17 protein-coding genes are annotated in these 21,231 nt (G+C 72.4%); 12 read left to right on the plus strand and 5 right to left on the minus strand.

All coding sequences use genetic code 11. From position 1 onward, the window contains the following. Positions 1-16: 16 nt before the first annotated feature. From apyH to ACZ6NC_RS02525, 7 genes are all read left to right on the plus strand, one after another. A complete protein-coding gene (apyH, locus tag ACZ6NC_RS02495) occupies positions 17-868 on the plus strand; it encodes a multinuclear non-heme iron-dependent oxidative enzyme ApyH (protein WP_465728121.1) in 852 nt (283 codons plus the stop codon). Next, complete coding sequence (locus ACZ6NC_RS02500; protein ID WP_465728123.1) at positions 865-1,830, plus strand: hypothetical protein; 966 nt, start codon at positions 865-867, stop codon at positions 1,828-1,830. Before apyH ends, ACZ6NC_RS02500 begins: the two co-directional genes overlap by 4 nt. Then, positions 1,821-3,791, plus strand: a complete 1,971-nt coding sequence (apyD, locus tag ACZ6NC_RS02505; protein WP_465728125.1) for a RiPP biosynthesis radical SAM protein ApyD — start codon at positions 1,821-1,823, stop codon at positions 3,789-3,791. The genes ACZ6NC_RS02500 and apyD overlap by 10 nt, the downstream gene beginning before the upstream one ends. Next, positions 3,784-4,764, plus strand: a complete 981-nt coding sequence (gene apyS / locus ACZ6NC_RS02510) for a RiPP biosynthesis methyltransferase ApyS (protein WP_465728127.1) — start codon at positions 3,784-3,786, stop codon at positions 4,762-4,764. The genes apyD and apyS overlap by 8 nt, the downstream gene beginning before the upstream one ends. Positions 4,765-4,895: 131 nt before the next feature. Continuing rightward, positions 4,896-5,636: a hypothetical protein gene (locus ACZ6NC_RS02515; RefSeq protein ID WP_465728129.1), complete on the plus strand. Its 741-nt coding sequence runs from the start codon at positions 4,896-4,898 to the stop codon at positions 5,634-5,636. After that, a complete protein-coding gene (locus tag ACZ6NC_RS02520; protein ID WP_465728131.1) occupies positions 5,633-6,940 on the plus strand; it encodes a phytanoyl-CoA dioxygenase family protein in 1,308 nt (435 codons plus the stop codon). Before ACZ6NC_RS02515 ends, ACZ6NC_RS02520 begins: the two co-directional genes overlap by 4 nt. Further along, positions 6,937-7,656 carry an FkbM family methyltransferase gene (locus tag ACZ6NC_RS02525; RefSeq protein WP_465728133.1) on the plus strand — a complete coding sequence of 240 codons (720 nt, stop codon included), beginning with the start codon at positions 6,937-6,939 and terminating at the stop codon, positions 7,654-7,656. Before ACZ6NC_RS02520 ends, ACZ6NC_RS02525 begins: the two co-directional genes overlap by 4 nt. Positions 7,657-7,676: 20 nt before the next feature. Here the strand turns inward: ACZ6NC_RS02525 and ACZ6NC_RS02530 are convergent, their stop codons facing one another. Both ACZ6NC_RS02530 and ACZ6NC_RS02535 read right to left on the minus strand, forming a co-directional pair. Beyond that, positions 7,677-8,843: a low temperature requirement protein A gene (locus ACZ6NC_RS02530; RefSeq protein ID WP_465728135.1), complete on the minus strand. Its 1,167-nt coding sequence runs from the start codon at positions 8,841-8,843 to the stop codon at positions 7,677-7,679. Between the two features lie 183 nt (positions 8,844-9,026). Next, entirely contained in the window at positions 9,027-9,536 is a 510-nt protein-coding gene (locus tag ACZ6NC_RS02535) for a nuclear transport factor 2 family protein (RefSeq protein WP_465728137.1), read from the minus strand. A 143-nt stretch (positions 9,537-9,679) separates the two neighbouring features. Here ACZ6NC_RS02535 and ACZ6NC_RS02540 point away from each other — a divergent pair, with 143 nt between their 5' ends. Beyond that, entirely contained in the window at positions 9,680-10,579 is a 900-nt protein-coding gene (locus ACZ6NC_RS02540) for a LysR family transcriptional regulator (RefSeq protein WP_465728139.1), read from the plus strand. Between the two features lie 110 nt (positions 10,580-10,689). Here ACZ6NC_RS02540 and helR read toward each other — a convergent pair whose 3' ends face one another. Next, positions 10,690-12,849 (minus strand): RNA polymerase recycling motor ATPase HelR, encoded by a 2,160-nt coding sequence (gene helR / locus ACZ6NC_RS02545; RefSeq protein WP_465728141.1) that lies wholly within the window; start codon positions 12,847-12,849, stop codon positions 10,690-10,692. Between the two features lie 565 nt (positions 12,850-13,414). On the opposite strand from helR, the gene ACZ6NC_RS02550 reads away from it, so the two are divergent. From ACZ6NC_RS02550 to ACZ6NC_RS02565, 4 genes are read left to right on the plus strand one after another with little or no spacing between them, the layout of a single operon-like run. After that, on the plus strand, positions 13,415-14,692 hold the full coding sequence (locus ACZ6NC_RS02550) for an ABC transporter substrate-binding protein (protein WP_465728143.1): 1,278 nt from the start codon (positions 13,415-13,417) through the stop codon (positions 14,690-14,692). 47 nt (positions 14,693-14,739) lie between these two features. Continuing rightward, the gene (locus tag ACZ6NC_RS02555) at positions 14,740-15,633 is read left to right on the plus strand and encodes a carbohydrate ABC transporter permease (protein WP_465728317.1); all 894 of its coding nucleotides are present in this window, start codon (positions 14,740-14,742) and stop codon (positions 15,631-15,633) included. After that, positions 15,630-16,460 (plus strand): carbohydrate ABC transporter permease, encoded by an 831-nt coding sequence (locus ACZ6NC_RS02560; protein ID WP_465728145.1) that lies wholly within the window; start codon positions 15,630-15,632, stop codon positions 16,458-16,460. The genes ACZ6NC_RS02555 and ACZ6NC_RS02560 overlap by 4 nt, the downstream gene beginning before the upstream one ends. Before the next feature lie 34 nt (positions 16,461-16,494). Further along, positions 16,495-17,682, plus strand: coding sequence for an ABC transporter ATP-binding protein (locus ACZ6NC_RS02565; protein ID WP_465728147.1), 1,188 nt, complete (start codon positions 16,495-16,497; stop codon positions 17,680-17,682). A 74-nt stretch (positions 17,683-17,756) separates the two neighbouring features. Here the strand turns inward: ACZ6NC_RS02565 and ACZ6NC_RS02570 are convergent, their stop codons facing one another. Together ACZ6NC_RS02570 and ACZ6NC_RS02575 are read right to left on the minus strand one after the other, a co-directional pair. After that, positions 17,757-20,324, minus strand: coding sequence for an ABC transporter permease (locus ACZ6NC_RS02570; protein WP_465728149.1), 2,568 nt, complete (start codon positions 20,322-20,324; stop codon positions 17,757-17,759). Between the two features lie 93 nt (positions 20,325-20,417). Continuing rightward, positions 20,418-21,194: an ABC transporter ATP-binding protein gene (locus ACZ6NC_RS02575; RefSeq protein WP_465728151.1), complete on the minus strand. Its 777-nt coding sequence runs from the start codon at positions 21,192-21,194 to the stop codon at positions 20,418-20,420. Positions 21,195-21,231 lie beyond the last annotated feature (37 nt).

Below are 21,231 nucleotides of genomic sequence, written 5' to 3' on the forward strand. Positions count from 1 at the left end.
GGAGAGCAGGAGACGCGTGGAGTACTTCGACCCGGACCGCGCCGGCACCGCCGTCGGGCTGGCCCACAGCCCGTACGTCGCGGAGCTCGTGGAGCGGCTGCCCGGCGCCCTCGACTATGTGGAGATCCCGTTCGAGCAGTTGCGGCACGCCCCCGCCACCGCGGACATCCAGCGGCAGATCCCGCTCGTCCTGCATTGCGCGAGCATGTCGGTCGGCGGCTTCGTCCGGCCGGAGGAGAGCACGCTGGAGGCCATCGAGCAGTGGCGGGAGCGCACGCGCACCCCCTGGATCGGCGAGCACCTCGCCTACATCCGCGCCGAGGCCGCCGGGCCGGGCGCGGAGGACGCCGACCCCACCTCGCTCAGCTACACGGTCTGCCCGCAGCTGAGCGAACAGACCCTTGAGCAGGTCCTGGACAACCTCAAGCCGCTCCAGGACCGCTACCCCGTGCCGATCATCCTGGAGAACCCGCCCCAGTACTTCCAGGTGCCGGGCAGCACCATGTCGCTGGTCGACTTCACCAGCCGCCTGTGCGAGCGCAACGACCGGCTGGACCTGCTGCTGGACCTCACGCACTTCCTGATCTCCGCCACCAACATGGGCTTCGACGCCGCTCGTGAGCTGGAACGGCTCCCGCTGGAGCGGGTGGTGGAGTTCCACCTCTCCGGGCTGAAGAAGCAGTCCGGGATCGCCTGGGACGACCACGCGCAGCCGGCCCCCGAGCCGGTCTTCGAGCTGCTGGCCCAGGCCGTGCGCCGGGCGCGGCCCCGCGCGGTCACGTTCGAGTACAACTGGGCGCCGGAACTGCCCGAACTCTCCCTTCTCCAGCAGCAGTTCCGGCGCGTGCGCGACCTGGTGGAGGCATGAGCGGGGTGAGCGGCGCGGGCAGGCCGGCGGAGGCGGAGGGCGACCGGCTGCTCGCCGCACCCCGTGTCCACGCGTACATCGCCGCCGGGCTGGCGGACCCCGGGATCATCGGCACCTGGCCGGCCGGGGGAGCGGGGCGGGACGCCGACGCGGCGATCACCCGCTCCCTCGACCTGGACGGCCTGCGCAGATTCGCCGGCTTCGTCACGATGGTGCGGCAGAACCCGCTGCGCCGCGTCCTGCCGCTCACCCTCGACGCCCTCGCCCGGGCCGACCTGGAGATCGAGGTGTTCGCGGACTACGCGCCCCACTTCGCCCGCCTGTCCCGGCGCGGAGGGCTGGACCTGCGCCGGCGGCTGACCGCCTTCGCCGACTTCCTGGAGAGCAGGCTCGCCGGGGACGACCCGGCGCACGCCGTGGTGCTGGACGCCCTGGGACACGAGCTCACCGTCGAGCGGCTGCGCCATGCCGTCGGCAGGCCCTTCACCGCCCCCGACGAGCCGCGACCGGACTCCGTACCCCGCGTGACCGGCGCACTCGCCGTCCGGGAGGCGCGCCACCACCCGCGCGCGCTCGCCCGGTTGATCGAATCCGGCGCCGTCGCGTCCGCCGTTCCGACCGCGGTCCCCTCCGCGGTCCCCTCCGCGGTCCCGCCCGCCGCCGCTTCCGCCGCCCCGTCCGACGTTCGTCGCGACGAGGTCGGCCCCACCCTGCTCTACTGGCGTGACGAGTACACCCACCGCGTGCAGGTCACCGAGGTCACACCGCTCGCCGGCTACCTGCTCGGCCTGGTCGACGGCGACGCGACCGTCGAGGAGCTCGCCCACCGGCTGGGCGCGGCCACCGGCGAGCGCTGTGATCCGGGCGGTCTGCTCGCCGTCCTCCAGGGTTTCACCGAACTGCGCCTGCTGACCTTCACCGGCGCGGCCCCACCCCCGATCGGAGAGCGCCCGTGCGCCTGATCCTCGTCGACAACATGGTCCTGCCCGGCCACCACGACCTCGGCGCCCTCGACGTCCACCCCCACCTCGGGCTCGTCTCGCTCGCCGCCGTCGCCCGCCGGGCCGGCCACCACGTCACCGTGTACGACCCGAAGCGCCTGGTCCGCTCCGGGCAGCTCGACTACGACGCCTCCCTCTACCGGCGGGTGGCCGACGCGCTGCTCGCGGGCCGGCCGGACGCCGTCGGCTTCACCACGCTCGGCTGCAGCTTCATCTTCGCGCTGCGGGTCGCCGAACACCTCAAGCGCACCGCGCCCGACCTGCCCGTGCTGCTCGGCGGACCGCACGCGACCATGCTGCACCGCGAGATCCTGGAACGCTTCGGTTGCTTCGACGTCGTCGTGCGCCACGAGGCCGAGGAGACCCTCCCGCTCGTCCTGGAGGCCCTGGAAGACCGCCGGTTCTCCCACATCCCCGGAGTCTCGTGGCGGACCGCGCCGTTCGCCGCCGACGTGCGGGCCACCGAGGGGCGCCCGCTCGTCACCGACCTGGACACCCTGCCGGAGCCGGCCTACGACCTGTATCCGGTCGACGAACTCCCGCTGGACTACCTGCGGGTGGAGGCCGGCCGGGGCTGCCCGTTCAGCTGCACCTTCTGCTCGACCGCGACCTTCTTCCAGCGCTCGTACCGGCTGAAGTCCCCCGCCCGCCTGGTCGCAGACCTCGACCGGCTCCACCAGCGGTACGGCGCACGGGACTTCAAGCTCGAACACGACCTCTTCACCGTCAACCGCCGCAAGGTGCTGGACTTCTGCGACGCCGTCCGCGACCGCGGCTACACCTGGCGGGTCTCCGCCCGGGTCGACTGCGTGGACGCCGAGTTGCTGGAGCGGATGGCCGAGGCCGGGTGTGTCGCCCTCTACCTGGGCATCGAGACCGGGTCGCCGCGCCTGCAGCAGGTCATCAAGAAGCGGCTGGACCTCGGACTCCTCGGAGCGGTCCTCGACCACACCGAACGCCTCGGCATCGCCGGCACGGTCTCCTTCATCACCGGCCACCCCGAGGAGGAACCCGCCGACCAGGACGCCACCCTCGACCTCCTCGGCGACTGCTTCCGCCGGCCGCGGAAGGCCTGCACCACCCAGCTGCACGTCCTGCTGCCCGAACCCGGCACCGCGCAGCACGCCGCGCTCGGCGGCCGGGTGCGATACGACGGCTACCGCACCGAGTTCAACGGCTGGCTTCTCGAAGAGGCCGACGAGACCTGCGTCCGCGAGCACCCGGACCTTTTCCCCACCTACCACTACTACCCGGGCGCGATGCCGCGCGAGCACCACGTCTTCGCCGTCGACCTGCACCGCGCCGTCACGGAACTCGGGCACACCGTTGCCGCCTACCTGCTGCGCCACTTCGACGGCCGGCTGAGCACGTTCGCCCGCCGGGCCCGCGAGTGGCACGAACGCACCGGCTGGACAGGCCCGGTGGACACCGGGTTCGTCCGGGCCTTCGTCGCCGACACGCTCGGCGCGGAGCACCACGCGCACTCGCTCGTCCGGTACGTCCGGGACCTCCGCGCGGCCGGCCGGCCACCCCGGCCCGCTGCCCCCGAGGACGGCGGACGGCGCTACTCGCTGGCGCCCCGCGCCGTCTTGTTCGACGGGATCCACGACTGCGCCGCGCTGCTCGGGCGCATCGCCGACCTGCCGGCCGGCGGCCCGCCGCTCGGCGAGCGCGAGGCGGGCGGGGTCGGCTGTCGCGTGGTGCTCGCCGCGGACGCCGGCTGCCACGACTACGCGATCGACCCGGCGACCCACGCCGTCCTGAGCCTGTTCCGTGAGCCCCGGACGATGGGCGAGGTCCGCAGCGCGCTCGGCGAGCTCACCGGCGGCTGGGAGCCCGGCGCCGACCACCTGCGACAGCTGGCCGACACCGGGGTCATCGTCCCCTCCGGCCGGCGGGCGGAGGCGGGCGTCCATGGCTGAGCGCTGGACCGCCCTCGACCTCGTCGAAGGGTTCCACCTGGCCCACGCGGTGGCCGCCCTCCACGAGGAGGGCATCCTCGCGGCGCTGGACCGCCCCGGCCCCGCCGAGCACCTGGCCGAGCGGGCCGGCCTCGACGCCGTCTGGCTGCGCACCCTGCTCGACTACACGGCGGCCCGCACCGAACTGCTGGAACACACCCCCGACGGCTACCGCGCCACGCCGCACTACGACGCGCAGGCCCGCGGCCTGCTCGATCAGTACATCGGCGCCTACGGGCCGAACGCACGGCAGCTGCGCACCCTGCTGCGCGAGCCCCGGCACGCCGCCGCCACCGTGGACCGTGCCCGGCACGCCGCCGCCTTCGCCGGGCTCGACCGCTCCCCGGCGCTCGGGCTGATGGCCGAGCTCATCGCCCAACTCGGCCTCGGCCACCTGCTCGACCTCGGCTGCGGGGCGGGCACGCTGCTCCAGGACCTCGCCGGGCGTGTCCCGGACTTCACCGGCTGGGGCGTCGATGCCAACGCCGCCATGTGCGAGGCGGCCCGCCGCCGGCTCGCCGGAGCGGGCCTGGCCGGCCGGGTGACGGTCGTGCACGGCGACTGCTCCCGTCTGGAGCAGGCGCTGACGGCCGAGGTCAGGCAACAGGTCGAGACGCTCTCCGCCACCAGCATGCTGAACGAGTTCTTCGGGGACGGCCGGTCCGCGGCCGTCGCGTGGCTCCGGCGGCTGCGCGAGCTGTTCCCGGGCCGGGCGCTGATCGTGGCGGACTACTACGGCCAGGTCGGCCGCCGGGAGCCGCCGTGGCCCCGCATGCACGCCCTGCACGACGTCGTCCAGGTCATCTCCGGCCAGGGCGTGCCCCCGGGCGATCGCGCCGGCTGGGAGGAGGTCTACCAGGAGGCGGGGTGTGTGCCCGTCCACCTGATCGAGGACGGGCGGAGCACCTTCTTCGTGCACATCCTGCGGCTCTGACACCCGGCGCCCACGGCCGGGCACCTACGACCGGCTGCCCACGGCCGCGCGCCCATGGCCGGGCGCCCTGGCCGGGCGACGGGATCAATCGACCAACAGCGGTAATCGACCGACAGACAGGCAGGGACACGATGGGGAACACCGAGAACGGGACGCCGACTCTGCGCGAGGCCGCGTCGGCCCGGCGCCTGGACGCGCTCTTCAAGGCGATGTCGACGGACTTCCTGCTGCGCGAGCAGTTCGTCACGGATCCCGCGCAGATCATCGCGGAGTACGTGCGCGGCACCAGGCTGACACCGCAGCAGGCGGACACCGCCAACCACTTCATCTACGCCGTGATGTCCAACCCCGACCTCGTCCGCTGGCTCCGCGAGCAGATCCTGACGCACCGCCGCGAGGGCCGCCGGCCGGACGGGCTGCTGGCGGACTTCGGCCGCGCGGTGGTCGAGCACCGGGCGGAGCACGTCGTCGGGGCGCTGCTGCGCAGCTCCGCCGACCAGGAGCCGATCGTCGGGCTCGACTCCTTCGTGCCGTCGGTCCTGGTCGGCAGCGAGGTCTTCCGCGAGCTCGCCGGGACCGAGATGTCCACGGGCGCCGACCCGCTGACCGAGCAGAGCGGCACCCACGTGTCGGCCCCCGTCGAGCTCGCCGACCCGCTCACCGAGCAGAGCGGCACCCACATCTCGACGGGCGGAGGGACCGACCCCCTCACCGAGCAGAGCGGCACCCACGTGTCGATGCTGGAGGACCTCGGCGACCTGAGGGAGATCCTCGGGTCCGGCCGGCACTCCGTGGCCCTGGCGGAGCTGATGAGGTTCGCGACCCGGCTCCGCGACCGGGGCCTGCTCGGCCCGGCCGGGGCCAACCGGTGAACGCTGCGCCGGCCGCCGCCGCGCAGGCCCCCGCCGCGGAGGCCCGCGACCTGACGACCGGGCTCACCCGCAGCGGCCGGATCGACCAGTGCTTCGACCTGTGGCGCCGGCCCGACGTCGCCACCCCCGGGAACCTCGCCTGGCTGGACCAGGTGGCCTGGCGGGCACTGGACGCCGGGGACCTCGCCCTCGGCGGCGACTACGGCCGCCTCTTCGCCCACGCCCGCTGGCGCAGCGGCCTCGATCCGCAGGGCCGTCCGACCGCGCCCGGGGAGGGGCCGCTGCCCCCGGTGCCCGTTCCCTACCTGTCCGTCCCCAAGCTGCACCACGACATCGAGCAGTTCCGCCACCTGCGGGAGCGCGGCCTGCTCGGCAGCGGCTTCGACGCCGTCATCGATCGCTACCGGCGGATCGCCGACCGGCTCACCGAACAGGGGACGTCCGGCCAGGTGCCGCTGACCGGCGCGGACGACGAGGCGATCGGGCGCGTCTACAACAGGCTCGTGCACCTGGGCACCGCGCCCCGGCTGGAGCGGGCGCTCTCGGACAGCTGGGACCCCGCCGAGGTGGAGGACCGTTACCTGGGCGACCAGGCCGGCGTGGTGGTCATCGACGACCTCCTCACCCCGCAGGCCCTGGAGAGCCTGCGGTCCTTCTGCCTGGAGTCGACCGTCTGGTCGGCCAACCGCTACGCGCACGGCCGGCTCGGCGCGTTCTTCCGGGACGGTTTCAACAGTCCGCTGCTGCTCCAGATCGCCCAGGAACTCCGCAACGCGCTGCCGCGCGTCATCGGGGCGCGCTACCCGCTGCGCCAGCTCTGGGCGTTCAAGAACGGTCACCTCCTCCCTCCGGGCGGGAACACGCACGCCGACTTCGCGGCCGTCAACGTCAACTTCTGGATCACCCCGACCGAGGCCAACCTCGACCCCGGCAGCGGCGGGCTCCTGGTGCACCGCGCGGACGCCCCGCCCGACTGGGACTTCGACACCTACAACGGCAGTCCGGACGTCATCGGCTCCTACCTGCGCAGCCGGCACGTCCGCTCGGTCGAGATCCCCTACCGGGCCAACCGGGCCATCGTCTTCAACTCCGACCTCTTCCACGGCACCGCCGGCGTCCGCTTCAAACCCGGCTACGAGAACCGGCGGATCAACATCACCATGCTCTACGGCGAACGCGCCGACGATGTCCACCACCGCAACCCGCAGGCGGACCCGGACGTCGGTGCCCGCGCGGCTGCGACGGCCGCCACCGGAGCCTGGCGCTCGGCGGCGTTCGCCCGCGCCCGCGGCGCCCGCAGGTGAGCTCGCAGTACGGGCAGGACCGCTTCGTGCTCCGGGCGTTGAACGGCCTGCGCGGCGGCTTCTTCCTCGACTCCGGGGCGTCCGACGGCGTCGAGGTCAGCAACACCCGCCTGCTGGAGCGTTCGTTCGGCTGGACGGGCATCTGTGTGGAGCCGGACGCCGCCCTGTACGCCGGGCTCGTCGCGAACCGGTCCTGTCACTGCGTCAACTGCTGCCTCTACGAGCGGGACGACGTCGTCGAGTTCGTCGAGGCCGGGACCATCGGCGGCATCCTCGACGAGTACCACCCCGCCCTGCTCGACCGGGCCCGCGGCCTCCTCGGCGCCGCCCCCGGCGGGCCGCCGCCGACCGTCCGCAAGCCCGCCCGCACCGCCCGCTCGGTGCTGCGCGAGTACGGCGCGCCGCCCGTCATCGACTACTGGAGCCTCGACACCGAGGGCTCGGAGCTTACGATCCTGCGCAGCTTCCCCTTCGACGAATACACCGTGCGGGTCCTGACCGTCGAGCACAACTGGCTGCCCGCCCGCGCGCTCGTCCGGCGGTTCCTTGAGGCCCGGGGCTTCCGCTGGGCCGCGGCGCTCGGCTGCGACGACTGCTACGTGAGCGGCGCGGTGGCCGGCGCCCGCCCGGGCGAAGGCTTCGGGGCCGAAGGCGGCCTCCTTGACGACGGAACCGTCGGCAGCGCCTGGCGCAGCTCGGTCTGGCGGCGCGGCTGACGGTCCGGAGCAGGGGCGGCCTACGACGCGGACGCTCCGGTGGCCCCTCGCCGGGCGGCGCTGCGGTGCTTGGCGAGCTTGGCCAGCGCGAACACCACCACGGCGGCGCAGCCCACGGCGGCCCACGCCGGCAGGAACACGGACGCGGGTACCAGGCCTGCCAAGGTGAGCAGCAGACAGGGCAGGTACCAGCCGAGAACGGTGCGCACGGCGTCCCCGTACCGCAGGGAGATGGCGGCGTTGGCGGAGTAGAAGGCGAGGATGCCACCGCACAGCGCCCACCGGGAGCCGGGCGGCAGCGGATGGTCGGGCTCGGCCACCGCGGTGCCGAGGGCGGCGGCGATCACGGTGATACCGGAGACCAGAACGAACGGCAGGTACATCACGGTGTCGCGGATGGCCCGGTCGGAGCCGCCGGCCTGCGCCCGCAGCAGCCCGCGGGCGGCCTCCGCGGTGCCCCAGACGAAGAAGATCATCGCGAGCTCGGCCACCACCACGAAACCGAGCAGCGCGGCGGCGCCGGACGGACCGGTGAAATGGTCGGCGAGGGTGACGACGACGGTGAAGACGCTCTCGCCGAGCACGATGACGACGAACAGGCCGATTCGCTCGACCAGGTGCTCGGTGGAGAGCCGGGCGTAGAACTGCGTGCTGATGCCGGCGCGGATCACCAGCAGTGTCACTTCCAGCACGACCGCCGCGATCCAGAGCACGAACCTGCCCGGGCTCGGCACCACGGCCGAGACCGCCCAGAGCACGGCCGGCGTCAGGCAGTACAGCACCGGCCGCCAGACCGGCAGCGGACTGCCGGGCTGCCGCGCCCGGCCGAACCAGATGCCGAAGAACGCGAGCCGCACCCACGCCGCCCCCAGCGCATACGCCCACGCCCGGTCGCCCAGCCCGTCCGGCGCCGCGGCCGCCATCAGTCCGAGGGCGGGCATCGCGCCCAGCAGCATTGCCTGGCTGTGGGGACGGTCGGAGCCGAACACGTTGATCGTGATCGTCAGGTTGGCCCAGGCCCACCAGGCCGGGAAGAACAGCACCAGAAAGGTGCCGAACTGTTTCGCCCCCGGATCGCCGTGCAGGTCGTGCGCCAGCACGCTCACGGTGACGACGAACACCAGGTCGAAGAAGAGCTCGAACCAGCCCGCCCGCTGCTCCTCCGGCACCGCCTCTTGTGCCCTCACCCCACCACTGTGCCCGCCCACCGGCGCCCGGCGGGGGAGGGCGCGCCGTCGGGCCGGGGCGCCGGCCGGCCCACGAGCACCCGAACGCCCGAGCGGGACATGGGACCGCCCGGCCGCGAGGGTGGGAGCGAAACGGATCCCCCGACGGAAGGCGATGGGCCGCCTCCTCCGGCCGTGCCGCCGTCAGGCACCGAAGACGGCGACGGGGTCGCCGGTGAGCCAGGTGTTGTCGATGTGCATCCGGCGGATGAGCCAGCGGCTGCCGTCGCGCACCAGGTCCACGGTGTAGGGGTTCTTGAGCAGGGCGTGCGTGCCCGGGTCGGCCGTGAGCAGGTGCTGGGCCTCGACGAGCGCGGTGAGGCGGGCGGTGTCCCCGTCGATGGTGATGCGCGGGTTGGTGACCTGGTGGGTGGTGTCCACCCGGCCGGTGAACATGGCGAGGATGGCGTCGACGATGGTGTCCCGGCCGCTCATGAGCGGCGGCTTGCCACCCCAGCGAGCGGCGGCCGGGCGGAAGTCCAGCTCCGCGTCGGCGGTGAAGGCCGAGGCGAACAGCTCGCGGTCCTTGAGGTCCTGGCCGAGGCCGAACCGGTAGAGGGCGTCGGTGATTTCGGCGCGGTCGCGGAGTTCGGCGACCACCGCGGCGGTGTCGGCGGGCTGAGCGGCCAGGGCGTAGTGGGCGGTGGTGTCCATCGTGTCCTCCGGTGAATCGGTCAGTGACTGACGTCGTGTTCGACGTCGCGTTCGACGTCACCCATTCTGGTGCGGTGATCACTGGCGACCAACGGCCGTCTGCGCAATGATCGTGAACCCAGGCTTAACGACGGGAGGGGCACGTGATCGAGCGGCACGAGGTGGAGGCGTTCCTGACGCTCGCGGAGGTGCTGCACTTCGGCCGCACCGCCGAGCGGCTGGGCGTGTCCACCGCCCGCGTCAGCCAGACCATCCGCAAGCTGGAGCGGAGGGTGGGCGTGCCGCTGTTCCACCGCACCAGCCGCCGCGTCGAACTCACCTCCACGGGTGCACAGTTGCAGAGTGAGCTGCGTCCTGCCTGGGTGGGAGTGTGTACGGCACTGGAGCGGGCGATCGAGACGGGACGAGGCGTGTCCGGCACCTTGCACGTCGCCTTCGTCAGCGCGGCCGCCGCACAGCTCCTGGCCGGGGTGACCAAGCTGTTCCGCGACCGGGTCCCCGACTGCGAGGTGCGGATCCGGGAGGTACAGGCGGGGCAGCTGCCGCACTGGCTGCACTCGGGCGAGGTGGACCTCGCGCTCAGCGCCTTCCCCGTCGGCCAACCCGGCATCGCCCATGGCCCGGCCCTGGTACGCGAGGCATGGATGCTCGCCGTCTCCACCGAACATCCCCTCGCCCGCCGCAGCAGCATCCCGGTCGACGACCTGGCCCGCGTCCGGCTGGTGCACCTGCCGGATCACGCTGCCGTACCGCCGCGGCGATCGGGCCGGCCACCGGCCGCCGCCCGCAGCGCCACGCCCGCCACTCCCGGCCCGGCAGCCGGGACCTTCCAGGAGGCACTCACGCTCGTCGGAGCCGGGCAGGGAGCACTGGCCGTCGGCGCGCACACCAGGCGCTACTACGCGCGCCCCGACGTCACCTACGTACCGATCAGTGACGCCCCGCCGCTGGAATGGGGCCTGATCTGGCCGGCGGACCGCGCTACCGCCCGCGTCCGCGCGTTCGCCGAAGCCGCCGTCGACCTGGTCGACGGCCACGGCTGACGGCCCGGCCCGTTGCGTCCCACCCCGGCGCGGACCGTGCAGCCCGGCGGGCTCCTTCGGCGACGGTCCTCGTGATCGTCGGGGCGGCGATCACGAGGACTCCGCCGATGTTAGGAGCTCGTGAGGACGACGAGCTGCTGGGTCGCCCGGGTCATCGCGACGTAGCGGTCGACCGCTCCTTCGATTCCCTCGCCGAACGCCTCCGGGTCGATGAGGACGACCAGGTCGAACTCGAGCCCCTTCGACAGCCCAGGGGTCAGCGACCGGACGCGGGGCGTCGCCCGGAACGTGCCGTCGATGCCACCGGCGCTGATGACGCAGGCGATCCCCTCGGCATGCGCATCGAGCCACGTGCCGAGGACCGAGTCCAGATCGGACACGGATCCGTGCACGACGGGGATGCCGCTGCTGCGGATGGAGGTCGGCACATTGGCGTCCGGGAGCGCGGCCCGGATGACCGGCTCGGCCTGCGCCATGACCTCCTCCGGCGTCCGGTAGTTGACGCTCAGGGAGGCCATCGTGATCCGGTCGAGCCCGACCCGCTCGAGCCGTTCCTGCCACGACTCCGTGAACCCGTGCCTGGCCTGGGCGCGGTCCCCGACGATGGTGAAGCTGCGGGACGGGCAGCGGAGCAGCAGCATCTGCCACTCCGCGTCGGTCAGCTCCTGCGCCTCGTCCACGACGATGTGCGCGAACGGGCCGGCGAGCCGGTCCGGGTCGGTGGCGGGCAGGGCGGTCTCGTCGATCAGGGTGTCCTGCAGGTCCTGTCCGCGCAGCATCGTCACCGCGCCTTCGCCGTCGTCGTCGGCGTCGAGCAGGCCGGAGATCACGTCGGCCCTGCGCGCACGTTCGGCGGCGACAGCGGCGTCGTGCCGGCGCTTGCGCACCGAGACCTCCGGGTCACCGAGCCGCTGCCGTGCCGCGTCCAGGAGCGGCAGGTCGGACACCGTCCAGGCCTGGGCGTCCTTGCGCTGCAGCTTGCGGACGTCGTCGGGGCTGAGCCAGGGGGCGCACTTGCGCAGGTAGGCGGGCACCGTCCAGAGGTCTCCGACGAGGTCGGTCGCTTCGAGCATCGGCCACGCGCGGTTGAGGGTCGTGATGAAGTCCCGGTCCTGCAGCAGCGACCTGCGGAGCAGCTCGGGCGAGGCGTCGCTCTCGTCCTTCTCCATCAGGATCGCGAGCAGCTCCTCGCGGATCTGGTCGCGCGCCTCGTTGTGCGGGGTGCCGGGCTCGACCGCTTCGAACGCCGCCGCCCAGTCGTCGGCGGACAGCCAGAGGTCGGACCAGTGGCTCGAGACGGTCATCCCCTCGGTGGGCGGCTCCTCGTAGATGCCGACGGCCGGCTCGATCGCCTTCACCATGTCCGCGGACGACTTCAGCAGGGCCACCTCCGGGTCGGTCTCGATCGCCGCTCCGGCGCCCTCGGCGACGAGCTCGCGAACGGTGCAGGTCTGCACGCCCTCCTCCCCGAGGCTGGGCAGGACGTCGGCGACGTAGGCCAGGTAGGGCTGGTGCGGACCGACGAACAGCACGCCGCCCCGACGGTGACCGAGGCGGGGGTCGGAGTAGAGGAGGTGGGCGGAGCGGTGCAGGGCGACGACGGTCTTGCCCGTGCCCGGACCGCCGTCGACGACCAGAGCGCCGCGGGAACCCGCGCGGATGATCGCGTCCTGGTCGGCCTGGATGGTGGCGAGCACGTCCCGCATCCGGGACGACCGGTTGCTGCCCAGGCTGGCGATGAACGCGGACTGGTCGTCGAGCGCGGCGTGCCCCTCCAGCCCGTCGGCGGTGAACACCTCGTCCCAGTAGTCGCCGATCCGGCCGCGGGTCCACCGGTACCTGCGGCGGCTCACCAGGCCCATCGGGTTGGCGTGGGTCGCCGCGAAGAACGGCTCGGCCGCGGGGGAGCGCCAGTCGAGCAGCAGCCGGCGGCCCTCACTGTCGGTGAGGCCGAGCCGTCCGATGTAGACGGGCTCGGAGTCGTCCGCACTGACGATGTGCCCGAGACACAGGTCCAGACCGAAGCGACGCAAGGCGCGCAGGCGGCCGGTCAGCCGGTGGATCTCCGTGTCCCGGTCCATCGCCTCCCGGCCGAGGCCGCCGGGCGCCTTGCGCACGTCGTCGAGGCGGTCGGACAGTTCGGCGATCGTCTGCTCAAGGCTCTCCGCGATCGCCGCGAAGTGCTGATCGTCGCCGGAGATCAGCGCCGGGTCGGCCTTGGGGGAGAGGCGGTCGGGAAGGTCGAACGCGCTGGTGGTCAGAGGGTTCATGTCAGCAGCTCCAATCCGAGGTCGTCCCCGCGAAGCCCGGTTGCGCGCACACCCGGATCTCGGCGCCGGTTGCCCGCAGGCGCAGCGCGCCTCCCACCACCGCCTCGGCGTCACCGAACGACCCGTCAACCGACAACAACACACGCACCTTGTGAATCTCCCGTTTCTGCAGGTACTGACCTCGGCCCGCGATTCTGCCCCACCACCGGGGCCTTGCCGCAAGCCCCCCGGTGCGCTATAAGTTGAGAGTGGCAAGGAGTGAGTACTCCTCCCATGCCCTCGCTCCCGTCGCACTCGCTGCGCACCAGAGCCCCGGGACTCGTTCGGAGCCACCGGGCTTCCGGGGAAGCCGGACCCTGTTCTCGTGGCGGTCGTCCGTGGCGGTGGCGGACGAGGCCGGCCGGGCCGCCGCCGTCGGCCGGCCGCCGACGAGGATCCGTCCGGAGCTGTCGGCCCGCGGCCTGGACTGCTCCGTCCGGCTGATCGACCGGCGCGGCGCGCACCGCCCCCGAAACCGCGCGTGGCTACTGTCGGCAGGTCCGTTCAGCTTCACGTCGGGAGAGCGATGCCGAGGAGCCGCACGTTCCGCTCACGGTGGCTGGGCGTCGCCATGGGGTTCTGCGTGGTCGCGTCCGTCCTGACCGGCTGCGGGAGCGGCGGGCAGGGCGGGCCGGTGACGTTGAACTGGTACAACTTCCCCGACGACTCCGGTGCTCTCCAGGAGGCCGCCGACCGCTGCGGCCGGCAGTCCGGCGGCCGGTACACCGTCAAGTACAACAAACTGCCGCGCGGGGCCGACGGCCAGCGCCAGCAGCTCGTCCGCCGCATGGCCGCGCACGACGCGGGGGTGGACATCCTGGGCCTGGACGTCACCTGGCCGGCCGAGTTCGCCCAGGCCGGGTGGATCCGGGAGTGGACCGGGCCGATGAAGGAGCAGGCCGTTGCGGACACCCTGACCGCGGCGGTGCAGACCGCGACCTGGCAGGGGCACCTGTACGCGGCGCCGTACAACTCCAACACGCAGCTCCTCTGGTACCGGGACGACCTGGTGCCGACTCCGCCGAAGACCTGGGCGGAGATGCTGGCCCGGGCCGACGCGCTGGCGGAGCAGGGGAAGCCGCACTACGTCGAGATCCAGGGCGCCCAGTACGAGGGGCTGACGGTCTGGTTCAACACCCTGGTGACCAGCGCGGGCGGCTCCATCCTCACCCCGGACGCCCAGGCCCCCTCGCTGGGTGCGCCCGCAGTCGTCGCCGCCGGGGTGATGCACGACACCGCCGTGTCGGCGGCCGCCGACCCCTCCCTGCCGAATCAGATGGAGGACCAGAACCGCCTGGCCATGGAGTCCGGAACGGCCGCTTTCGAGCTCAACTACCCTTTTGTGTACCCATCGATGAAGGCCAATCAGCCCGAGCTGTTCAAGCACTTCCGCTGGGCGCCGTACCCCGCCGTGCTGCCCGACCGGCCGGCCACCGTCACCATCGGCGGGATCGATCTCGCCGTGGGCGCGTACAGCCGCCGTCCGGACCTCGCGTTCGAGGCCACGCTCTGTCTGCGGGACCGCGAGAACCAGCTCACCAACGCGCTCAAGGGCGGGCTGCCGCCCTCCCTGCGCAGCCTGTACCAGGCGGCCGAGCTCACCGAGAGCTATCCGTTCGCCGCGGACGTGCTGGCCGCGCTGGACAACGCCAGCGTGCGGCCGCAGACCCCCGCCTACCAGAACGTGTCCATCGCCATCTCGCACTCCCTCTCACCGCCCGCCGACATCCGGCCGGAGAGCACCGTGGCCGGTCTCCGCGGGCAGATCGAGGACGCGCTCGGGTCCAAGGGGCTGATTCCGTGAGACCGTCCAACGCGCCCGCCGACACCGCCGGGCAGAAGACCGATCAGCTGACCGACCGGCTGTCCGAGGGCGCCCGGCAGGAGCGGCGGCTGGGTCTGCTGCTCTGTGCGCCCGCCGCGATCGTCATGCTGGCGGTCACGGCGTACCCCATCGGCTACGCGGTCTACCTCTCGCTGCAGCGGTACGACCTGCGGTTCCCGCAACAGGCCCACTGGGTGGGGCTCGCCAACTACGGCGCGGTTCTCAGCTCGCCGTTCTGGTGGCAGGCGCTCTGGGTCACCGTGCTGATCACGGTCGTGTCGGTGGCGATCGAGCTGGTCCTCGGCATGGTCCTGGCCCTGGTGATGCACCGTGCGGTGTTCGGACGCGGCACCGTCCGCACCGCGGTCCTGATCCCCTACGGCATCGTGACCGTGGTCGCCGCCTACTCGTGGCAGTACGCCTGGACGCCGGGGGTCGGCTACCTGGCGGCTCTCCTGCCCGAGGGCAGTGCCCCGCTGACCGACCAGTGGCAGGCGATCGGACTGATCATCCTGGCCGAGGTGTGGAAGACCACGCCGTTCATGGCCCTCCTCCTGCTGGCGGGCCTCGCCCTCGTGCCCGACGAGACGGTCCGGGCGGCGATGGTGGACGGCGCGACCTTCGGACAGCGCATGCGGTTGGTGATCCTGCCCCTGATGAAGCCGGCGATCCTGGTGGCCCTGCTCTTCCGCACCCTGGACGCCTTCCGCGTCTTCGACAACATCTACGTGCTGACCGGTGGCTCCAACGACACCGGATCGGTGTCGATCCTCGGCTACGACAACCTCTTCACCGCCCTCAACCTGGGAATCGGGTCGGCGATCTCGGTGCTGATCTTCATCTGTGTGGCGATCATCGCCTTCGTGTTCGTCAAGGTCTTCGGTGCCGCCGCGCCGGGTGGCGACCCGGAGCGCCGATGACCAGCCGGACGCGGACACTGACCGGCTGGGGCGTCGCCAACCTGGTCGTCATCCTCTACGCGCTGTTCCCGGTGTGGTGGATCGTGGCGCTCTCGTTCAAGGACCCGAGCACCCTCACCGACGGCGACTTCGTCCCGCGCAAGTGGACCTTGGAGAACTACCGGGGGATCTTCGAGACGTCGGAGTTCACCCGCGCCCTGGTCAATTCGATCGGGATCGCGGTGATCGCCACCACCATCGCCGTGGTGCTCGGCACCATGGCGGCCTACGCGGTGGCCAGGCTGCGGTTTCCCGGCAAGCGGCTGCTGATCGGGGTGTCGCTGCTGATCGCGATGTTCCCGCCGATCTCGCTCGTCTCGCCGCTGTTCAACATCGAGCGCGCACTCGGTCTCTTCGACACCTGGGCCGGTCTGATCATCCCCTACATGACGTTCTCGCTCCCGCTCGCGATCTACACCCTGTCGGCCTTCTTCCGTGAGATCCCCTGGGACCTGGAGAAGGCGGCGAAGGTGGACGGCGCCACCCCGTGGCAGGCCTTCCGGCTGGTCATCGCGCCGCTGGCCGCTCCGGGGGTGTTCACCACCGGCATCCTCGTCTTCATCTTCTGCTGGAACGACTTCCTGTTCGCCATCTCGCTGACCTCGACGACCTCGGCCAGGACCGTGCCGGCGGCGATCGCCTTCTTCACCGGGAGTTCGCAGTTCCAGCAGCCGACCGGCTCCATCGCCGCGGCCGCCGTGGTGATCACCATTCCGATCGTGATCTTCGTTCTGCTGTTCCAGCGCCGCATCGTCGCCGGCCTCACCGCCGGCGCAGTCAAGGGATGAGACCGCCCCACCGGGCGGACCAGGAAGGCGAATCGTGGCCGAGATCGTCCTCGACGGCATCACCAAGCGTTACCCGGACGGCGCCCTCGCCGTCCGTGATTTCAACCTCACCATCGCCGACGGCGAGTTCGTGATCCTGGTCGGCCCGTCCGGCTGTGGCAAGTCCACCACCCTCAACATGATCGCCGGGCTGGAGGACATCACGGAGGGCACCCTGCGGATCGGCGGACAGGTCGTCAACGACCGCGCTCCCAAGGACCGGGACATCGCCATGGTGTTCCAGAGCTACGCTCTCTACCCGCACATGAGCGTCCGCGAGAACATGGGCTTCGCGCTGCGCCTGGCCAAGGTGGACAAGACGGCCATCGCGGCCAAGGTCGAGGAGGCCGCCCGGATCCTCGACCTGACCCAGCACCTCGACCGCAAGCCCGCCAACCTCTCCGGCGGACAGCGCCAGCGCGTCGCGATGGGCCGTGCCATCGTCCGGGACCCGAAGGTGTTCCTGATGGACGAGCCGCTGTCCAACCTCGACGCCAAGCTGCGGGTCCAGATGCGGACCCAGATCGCCGCCCTGCAACGGCGGCTGGGCACCACCACCGTCTACGTCACCCACGACCAGGTCGAGGCCATGACCCTCGGCGACCGGGTGGTCGTCATGCGCGGAGGCGTCGTCCAGCAGGTCGGCAGCCCCCAGCACCTGTACGACGCGCCCGTGAACCTCTTCGTCGCGGGCTTCATCGGCTCGCCCGGCATGAACTTCCTCGGCGCGACCCTGGAGCAGAACGCGCTGCGCACCTCGCTGGGCGACCTCCCGCTGGACGACCGGAAGCGGCAGGCCCTGGAGCGGGCGGACGCGCCGCGCGACCTCATCGTGGGCATCCGCCCCGAGGACTTCGAGGACGCCTCTCTGGTCGACGACCACGGGAGCGGCATCACGAGCACCGTCACCGTGGAGGTCCGGGAGTCCGTCGGCTCCGATGTGTACGTCCACTTCGCCGAGGAGGGCGGGCCCGCCCGGACCGAGGAGCTCGCCGAGCTGGCCGCCGACTCCGGCCGGGCCGACACGGGGATGCAGGAGCACCGCGTGGTCGCCCGGTTGAACACCGCGACCCGTGCCACCGAGGGCGCCGTCCTGCGGCTGTGGGTCGACGCTGCCCGGATGCACGTCTTCGACCCCGGCACCGGGGCCAACCTGACCCGGTCGGAGGACTCCGGGGCCTGACCCCGCGGCCGCGGGGCCCGAGGACGGGGCCGTGAGCGGCCCGGCTGTCACGGGCAGCGGCCCGGCGGTGCGTGTCACGCCTCGGCGACCGCCTGGAGGGGGCCGAGTGCGGCGGCCCGGCGGGCGGGGAGTGCGGCCGCGACGGCGCTCACGGCGAGGGAGAGCACGACGATGAGGGCGAGGGTGCCCCAGGGGAGGGCGAACGTGTACTGGGGAACGGCCCCGTTGGCGAGTCCGCTGATCCTCCAGGCTCCGAACAGGCCGCCGGCGAGGCCCAGCAGGGTGCCGTAGGCGGCGACGGCGAGGGATTCGAGGCGGATCATGCGGCGGATGCCGCTGCGGTCCATGCCGACGGCGCGCAGGACTCCGATCTCCCGGGTGCGTTCGGTGACGGACATGGCGAGCGTGTTGATCATGCCGAGCGCGGAGATGATCACGCCGATGGCGAGCAGCCCGAGACCCAACGTGATCAGGTCGCCGGCGACGCCGGCCTGCTCCCGGACGAGCTGGGCGCGGTTCTGGACCTTCAGCAGGGGGCTGTTGTCGACGGCGCCGCGCAGCCGCCTCTCAAGCTCCGGGGAGGCGGTGTCGTGGTCGGTGGTCACCAGGATGCGCTGGACGGAGTCGCGCAGGTAGCTGTGCTGCTGGACATCGCCGCGGTAGGCGAGGACGTCCTGGGCGGTGGGGTTGTCCTGGTAGATCCCGACGACGGTGTAGGGCCGGTCGTGGTCGCCCTCGCCGGGGCCGATGCTCGCGTCGATCCTCTCGCCGGTGGTGATCCGGTTGTCGCGGGCGAAGCTGCTGGAGACGGCGATCCGGCCCGGTCCGAGGTCGGTGGCGGAGCCGCTGGTGAAGTGGAGCTTCATGACGTTCCCCACGGTCTTCGGGTCGACGCCGGAGACCTGCCGGGCGAAAGCACCGGTGGAGAGGGTGGAGTCCGCGACGGCGGAGGCGGTCGTGATGCCGGGGAGGGCCGCGACCCGTTGGACGGCGGCCGGGTCGATGGCGGTGGTGGTGTTGCGGGTGCTGATGACGTAGTCGGCGCTCAGGCCGGCGGCTGCCTGGGAGTCCAGGGCCCGGCTGGAGGAGTGGTCGATGACGGCGAGTCCGGAGACCAGCGCGGTGCTGATCATCAGGGCGACGGCGGTGGCCGCGGTGCGGCGAGGATCCCGCAGGGCGTTCTGCCGCGCGAGGTCGCCCACGACGCCGAGCCTGGCGGTGAGCCGGCCGAGGGGGCGGATCACCGGGCCCGCCAGCAGCGGGGCCAGCATGATCAGCCCGGTCACGAGGACGCCGCAGCCGAGCATCGCGGTCTGCAGGTTCTCGTCCGAGGCGTCCTTCGCGTCGCTCAAGGAGACCAGCAGGCCTGCGCCGAGGAGGAGCAGGGCCGCGCCGGCCGCGCCCCTGAGCCGGGACAGTGCCGCGGAGGGAGCCTGTTCGGCGCTGCGCATCGCTTCGATCGGCGCGATCCCGGCCGCGCGCCGGGAGGGCAGCCACGCGGCGAGGACCGTGACGCCGACACCGACGGCGAGGGAGGCGAGGACCGGGGCGGGGCCGATCACCAGCGGGCCCTGGGGCAGCGCATCGTGCGCGGTGCCGAGCACGGTGGGCAGGACGGTGGCGACAGCGAGCCCGAGGGCGAACCCGAGCACGGAGGCGCCGAGGCCGACCAGGGCCGCCTCGGCGAGTACGGAGCCGACCACCTGCCGGCGGGTGGCGCCGATCGCGCGGAGCAGCGCGATCTCCCGGGAACGGCGCGTGATGAGCATGGTGAAGGTGTTGACGATGAGGAACGAACCGATGAACAGCGACACCGCGGCGAAGACCATGGGCAGCCGGGAGTAGCTGTGGGTCTTGGTGTCGATGAAGACCGACTGCTGGTTGACCTGCGCGGTCGCGGTGGTCGCCTCGGCGCGGTCGGCCGGCAGCAGCGCGTCGATGCGCTGGGCCAGGTCGAACTGGTCGGTGCCGGGCGCGGCGGACAGGCTGATGCCGGTGTAGTGGCCGGGGGTGGCGAACAGCTTCTGCGCGGTGGCCCTGTCGAACACCGCGAGGGTGCCGCCGGAGGTGACCCGGGTGTCGGCGGTCGAGACGATGCCGACCAGCCGCAGCCGCAGAACAGGGCCGTCGGTGGCCAGGGTGACGGTGTCACCCACGGAGTAGGCGCCGGCTGCCGCGGTGGTGCGGTCCAGGGCCACCTCGTCGCCGGTGCGCGGTGCGCGGCCGGCCGTCAGCGGGTAGCGGCCGTCCCGGCCGTCGGTACCGGGGAGGTAGCCGGCGGCCAGCCTGCCCATCGGGTTGTCGGCGTGCATCGGGCTGCCGTCCTTGGCGGCCAGGGTGACCGAGCCGTCGACCGCCGGACGGGCCGCCGTGACCCCGGGCACTGCCGCCAGCCTGGCCACGAGCGCGTCGTCGAGGACGGTGGCGCGTTCGTCGGCGGGGGCGCCCGGGGGGTACTTCGGCTCCACGGTGACCGCGACGCCGGCGTAGTTCTTCGCCATGGAGGCGCGGTAGGCGGCGGTGGTGGAGTCGGCGAAGACGAGCGAGCCGGAGATGAAGGCGACCCCGAGGCAGACCGCGAGGACGGTCATGATCAGACGGGCCTTGTGCGCGAGGACATTGCGCAGGGCTGTTCGCAGCATGGTGAGCTTTCGACAGGTGTGGGTTCGACGGGTGTGGTTTGGACGGGGGTGGGTTCGACGCGGCGAGAGGGCGACGGCGGGTCGGCGAACCGGTCAGGAGGCGCGGCCCTGGGCTTCGAACGCGAGCATCCGGTCCAGGACGGCACCGGAGGTCGGCTCGTGCAGCTCGTCCACCAGGCGCCCGTCGGCGAGGAACACCACGCGGTCGGCGTGGGCGGCGGCCACCGGATCGTGAGTGACCATCACCACGGTCTGGCCCAGCTCCCGCACCGAGTCGCGGAGGAACCCGAGCATCTCGGCGCCGGCGCGGGAGTCGAGGTTGCCGGTCGGCTCGTCGGCGAAGACGATCTCCGGACGGGAGACCAGGGCGCGGGCCACGGCGACGCGCTGCTGCTGACCTCCGGAGAGCTGGGAGGGGCGGTGTGTGAGCCGGTCCGCGAGGCCGACGGTGGCGACGACGGTGTCCAGCCACGCGGCGTCGGGCCGCCGTCCGGCCAGCCTCAGGGGCAGCGTGATGTTCTCCAGCGCGGTGAGGGCCGGCAGCAGGTTGAAGCCCTGGAAGACGAACCCGACCTTCCCCCGGCGCAACCGGGTGAGCTGCCGGTCGCTCAGGGAGGACAGCTCGACCCCGCCGATCCGGGCCGATCCCGAGGTCACCGGATCCAGGCCGGCCATGCAGTGCATCAGCGTGGACTTACCGGACCCGGACGGCCCCATGACGGCGGTGAACCGGCCCCGCGCGAACTCCACGGACACCGCGTCCAGCGCGGTGACCATGGTCTCGCCCTTCCCGTACGTCTTGGTCAGGCCCGACGCGCGGGCGGCCGGCTCCGCGGCAGTGGTGCTGGAGGAAGGGAAGGTCTGTGACATGGATTCTCCGCCTGGCGTGCGACGGCCCGCGAGGAGT

This window comes from Kitasatospora sp. NPDC041988, from assembly GCF_055588525.1.

Coding starts and splice junctions, on each gene's coding strand:
- ACZ6NC_RS02550 (WP_465728143.1), top strand. CDS start 13,415: ATGCCGAGGAGCCGCACGTTCCGCTCACGGTGGCTGGGCGTCGCCATG.
- ACZ6NC_RS02575 (WP_465728151.1), bottom strand. CDS start 21,194: ATGTCACAGACCTTCCCTTCCTCCAGCACCACTGCCGCGGAGCCGGCC.
- apyS (WP_465728127.1), top strand. CDS start 3,784: ATGGCTGAGCGCTGGACCGCCCTCGACCTCGTCGAAGGGTTCCACCTG.
- ACZ6NC_RS02560 (WP_465728145.1), top strand. CDS start 15,630: ATGACCAGCCGGACGCGGACACTGACCGGCTGGGGCGTCGCCAACCTG.
- ACZ6NC_RS02500 (WP_465728123.1), top strand. CDS start 865: ATGAGCGGGGTGAGCGGCGCGGGCAGGCCGGCGGAGGCGGAGGGCGAC.
- ACZ6NC_RS02535 (WP_465728137.1), bottom strand. CDS start 9,536: ATGGACACCACCGCCCACTACGCCCTGGCCGCTCAGCCCGCCGACACC.
- ACZ6NC_RS02570 (WP_465728149.1), bottom strand. CDS start 20,324: ATGCTGCGAACAGCCCTGCGCAATGTCCTCGCGCACAAGGCCCGTCTG.
- helR (WP_465728141.1), bottom strand. CDS start 12,849: ATGAACCCTCTGACCACCAGCGCGTTCGACCTTCCCGACCGCCTCTCC.
- ACZ6NC_RS02515 (WP_465728129.1), top strand. CDS start 4,896: ATGGGGAACACCGAGAACGGGACGCCGACTCTGCGCGAGGCCGCGTCG.